Annotated in this window: 1 pseudogene; it reads left to right on the top strand. The window is 40.6% G+C overall.

Going from position 1 to position 207, the window contains the following annotated elements:
* Positions 1 to 207: pseudogene (locus V6255_RS19170) on the top strand (ATP-grasp domain-containing protein); the annotation flags it as partial.

Consider the following 207-nt stretch of genomic DNA (forward strand, 5'->3'; position numbering starts at 1 on the left):
TATATTTTTGCAGATACTAAAGAAGAGTATTTACAAGCAGTAAAAACCATCGGCGAACCTTGAGTGATTAAACCCGTCATGAGTAGCTCAGGTAAAGGCCAGAGTGTGGTAAAAAGTGATGCTGATTTAGACTACTCTTGGCCCTATTCACAGGATGGAGGACGTACAGGCAAAGGGCGTATCATTATTGAAGGTTTTGTACCTTTT

The sequence above is a fragment of the Psychromonas arctica genome (assembly GCF_038155225.1).
Classification (GTDB): Bacteria; Pseudomonadota; Gammaproteobacteria; order Enterobacterales; family Psychromonadaceae; genus Psychromonas; species Psychromonas arctica_B.